The following is a 3,928-nucleotide window of genomic DNA, read 5'->3' on the forward strand; positions in this document are numbered from 1 at the left end:
GTTCCTCTGCCGTCACGCCATTTTCACCCAGGAAGTTCCGGACTTGCGCATCGATGGCGGCCACCGAGGGGCCGGTCTGATTGGTCTGGACCGGCGCGCGCATCGTATAGAATACCCGGTCTTCACCGCGCACCACGCTGTTGCGGGTGCCGTAGCTCCAGCCCTTGGTTTCGCGCAGGTCCATGTTGATCCGCGAGAGGAAGTTGCCGCCCAATATTTCATTGGCTGCGTTGAGCGTCAGCAAGTCGTCCGATCCCTTGTAAGGCAGCACTTGCCCTGCGAGGATCAGCGACTGCGGAGAATTGGGACGGTGAATGACCACGATCCTGCCTTTACCTTCCGGTATAGCGGCATCGAAATTTTTCTCCGGAGCGGCTTTGCCTACGCCCTTCCATTTGCCAAAGTGCATCTCGAGCTTGTCAACCAGCTGCTGCTTCTCGATTTTGCCCGCTGCAAAGATCGTTGCTTTGGCCGGATGCATCCATTGCTGATGGAAAGCGGACAGATCATCGCGGGTGATCGACGAGACAGTTTCCTTGGTTCCGTTGCCTGACAAGCCGCGGCCATAAGGATGTTCGGAACCGAAAATCAGCGGCGGAAGCGTATTGCTGGCGATGCTGAGAGGATCGCTTTCCTCGCGATCGATCGCGGTCAGCAGCTGCACGCGGATGCGCTCGATATCATCCGGATTGAAAGCCGGGTTTTTGACGATATCCGCCATCAGGTCGAGCGAAGCATCGAGGTTGGGATTGACCGCACTCAGATCTACATCGGTGCGGTCGCGACCACCGCCGATGGAAATATTGGCACCGAGACGCTCCTGTTGTTCGGCAATTTCGATCGAAGTCAGGCTGGTCGTGCCTTCTTCCAATATGCCGGTCACGAAATTCTGCAGCCCGAGCTTGTCGGTAGAGTCCGCGCTTGCGCCAGCGTTAAAAGACAGGGTCACCCGGGTCATCGGCACGGCATCCCGGTGGGCGAAATAGACCTTGATGCCGTTGGACAGGGTTGCGGTTTCCACGTCCGGGAAATCGACGTTGGGAATGTCGCCTACGGGAGGCAATTGCGACCGGTCGGGGGTGGTCACGGTTCCGGCTTCGCCATCCTGCATATAAAATGCCGGAGCGGTCAGAACGCCGGTCCGCGCGCCGATGCCAGCGCCCACTTCCTGATATGCTTCACGTTCGCCCGGGACCACAGTAATACCAAGGACAGGACGGGTCAGCCATTTTTGCATAGCGGCCTTGACCGCTGCCGGTGTCGTCGATGCCAGCCGGCCCAGTTCCTTTTTGTAAAATTCCGGATCATCGGAATAGAGTTTGCCCTGCGCCAAGGCGACTGCCTTGCCGCTGAAACCGCCGACCTGCTCCAACCCGGCGATCCGCGCTGCGGCATCGCGCGTCGCGACCCGCTGCACTTCGTCCTGAGTAGGCCCGTTAGCGATGAAGTCGGCAATGATTTCGTCGAGCCGCTTGGCGACGGCATCGGCGTCTTCACCCGGTTTGACGTCAGCCGTAATCTCGACCAGGCTGCCATGCACAAACGGAAGGACATAGGCGGTGACCGACACCGCGTTTTTCTCTTCCCGCACCATGATATTGTCGAGCCGCGAACTGGCGAGGCCACCGAGCACAGTCATCCCGACATCGAGCGGCGTATAGTCGGGATCGTTCAGACCCGGCACCACCCAGTTGCGATAGATCCGTGTGGTCGCGACCTTGTCTTTCATCACTTCGTAGATTGGAGCGTCGAGCGTCGGCAAGGTCGGATTGAGTTTCGGGATCGGCTTGCCGCGCGGAATCGCTCCGAACCATTTGTTGACCTTCGCCTTGGCGGTCGCTGCATCGATGTCGCCGGCCAGAACGAGGATGGAATTATTCGGGCCATAATGGTCGGTGAACCATGATTTCATATCGTCAAGCGAAGCGGCTTCGAGGTCTTCCAGCGATCCGATTGTGTCGTGCCCGTAAGGATGGTCGGATGGAAAAAGCAATTCGGTCTGGCGATAGCCGACCAATCCATAGGGTCGATTGTCACCCTGGCGCTTTTCATTCGACACAACCCCGATCTGGTTGTCGAGCTTCTCCTGCGTCACCGCACCGAGTAAATAGCCCATCCGGTCGCTTTCGAGGAACAGTGCAACGTCCAGCGCGGAGGTCGGGACGGTCTGGAAATAATTGGTCCGGTCGAGCCAGGTTGTGCCGTTGAGATCGGTCGCACCAATCTGCCGCAGCGGTCCGAAGAAATCGCCCGGGGCGTTTTCCGATCCGTTGAACATGATATGTTCGAACAGATGCGCATAGCCGGTCTTGCCTTTCGGCTCGTTGGCAGAACCGACGCCATACCAGATCGATACCGCTACCACCGGGGCCTTGCGGTCAGTGTGCACCAGCACCTTCAACCCGTTGTCGAGAGTGAATTCTTCGTAAGGAATGTCGACCGCGTCGACCAGTTCGCTCACCGGTGCCGGCTTGGGGGCCACATGATGTTTCGCGAGTGCCGGAGCGGCCAATGTCAATGCGGTGGTGGATAGTGCCATAAACAGGCAGCGGGACAAACGGGACATCGGGATAATCCTCTCAATCAAAATGCAGATAATATTTTGTCAGACATGCCGGTAAATTGGCGCTGGTGGGTCACCGGCTTCGACGAACGACATCAAGCCGTCGACCAACGGCTATTTCCCTTTCCAACCCCAGAATAGATGGCAAGGCAGTATATTCCAGAACGAATATCCACTGTCGATATGGTCAAAATGCGGCTCCATGAAGTCGCGCGCCTTTTTAACAAATTGATAGACCAGAAACGCCCCACCGGGCCGAAGCGCCGCGTGGGTTTCCTTGGCGATTTTTGGACCGAGCTGGTCGGGCAATGTCGAGAAAGGCAGGCCGGACAGGATATAGTCGGCTTTCTCATGTCCGAGGTCGCGAATGATCTGCTGCACATCGGCGGCAGAACCGTGGATCGGGTAAAACCGACTGTCGCAGATCGACTTTCCGAGATAGTCGATGAAGTCGGGATTGAGATCGATCACGATCAGCATCGCATCGGGCTTCATCCGCTCGAGCACCGGACGGCAGAAAGTGCCCACTCCTGGACCATATTCAACGAACAGGTCGCACTCGTCCCACTTGACGGGTTCGAGCATTTTTTTGATCGTGATATCCGACGAGGGCATGATCGAACCGACCATCACCGGGTGCTTCAGGAAGCCTTTGAAGAATACACCCCAGGGTCCGAGGCGCCGTTCCACGCGCGACTTCATGCGATCCGTAAACTTTGTTTTCGCGATACTATTAGTCAACTCTTTCCTCCGGTGGTCGATCAAACTGTCTTATTAGGGCGTTACAGCACTGCTGACAAATATATTACGGGTTGCCGGATGCAACCGACCGGCTAAAAGCGAGTGATGCAGCTTTATCCTGAAAACTCGATCGCGGTCATTTTCTGCGCACAGCGGACCGGCCACGGTGAAGAATCCTATCAAGCCGCTGCGGCATCGATGGGCGAACTTGCAGCGCAACAACCCGGTTATCTCGGCGAGGATCATGCGCGATCTGCGGATGGCCTGGGAATTACCGTCAGCTATTGGCGCGATGACGCCAGCGCCAAAGCTTGGCGCGACCACCCGGACCATGCCGTCATTCGCGAGCGCGGTCGCGGCGATTGGTACAGCGAATACACCCTTCATGTTGCCCGTATCGAACGTGGCTATGACTGGCAGAAATAGCATGGCATAGGCAAACGATGGCAGATTCTCCCGACATTGAACCGCTGAGCCGGAACACAGCTTCCTTTCCCGACGCCAAGCCGATCGACGGCACGCGGATGGCTGTACTGTTCTCAGTCATGCTGGTGACGGCATCGGGCAACACGGCGATGCAATCCATTCTTCCGACGATCGGCACGCAACTGGATATTCCTGATT

3 protein-coding genes and 1 pseudogene are annotated in these 3,928 nt (G+C 57.2%); 2 read left to right on the forward strand and 2 right to left on the reverse strand.

The window, feature by feature from the left end; translation table 11 throughout:
- Together V7680_RS15055 and V7680_RS15060 are read right to left on the reverse strand one after the other, a co-directional pair.
- Positions 1–2,566, reverse strand: a 2,566-nt coding sequence (locus tag V7680_RS15055; RefSeq protein ID WP_335654075.1) for a M16 family metallopeptidase, incomplete at its 3' end; no start/stop codon positions are given.
- Between the two features lie 111 nt (positions 2,567–2,677).
- On the reverse strand, positions 2,678–3,265 hold the full coding sequence (locus V7680_RS15060; RefSeq protein WP_335654076.1) for a class I SAM-dependent methyltransferase: 588 nt from the start codon (positions 3,263–3,265) through the stop codon (positions 2,678–2,680).
- Positions 3,266–3,409: 144 nt separating this feature from the next.
- Between V7680_RS15060 and V7680_RS15065 the strand changes: the two genes are divergently transcribed.
- Positions 3,410–3,730 carry an antibiotic biosynthesis monooxygenase family protein gene (locus V7680_RS15065; protein WP_335654077.1) on the forward strand — a complete coding sequence of 107 codons (321 nt, stop codon included), beginning with the start codon at positions 3,410–3,412 and terminating at the stop codon, positions 3,728–3,730.
- 17 nt (positions 3,731–3,747) lie between these two features.
- A pseudogene (locus V7680_RS15070) lies at positions 3,748–3,928 on the forward strand (MFS transporter); the annotation flags it as partial.

The organism is Parasphingorhabdus sp., from assembly GCF_036963705.1.
Lineage (GTDB): Bacteria > Pseudomonadota > Alphaproteobacteria > Sphingomonadales > Sphingomonadaceae > Parasphingorhabdus.

Excerpts from the sequence above, each read along its gene's own strand:
- V7680_RS15065 (WP_335654077.1), top strand. The coding sequence starts at position 3,410 with ATGCAGCTTTATCCTGAAAACTCGATCGCGGTCATTTTCTGCGCACAG.
- V7680_RS15060 (WP_335654076.1), bottom strand. The coding sequence starts at position 3,265 with ATGAAGTCGCGCGTGGAACGGCGCCTCGGACCCTGGGGTGTATTCTTC.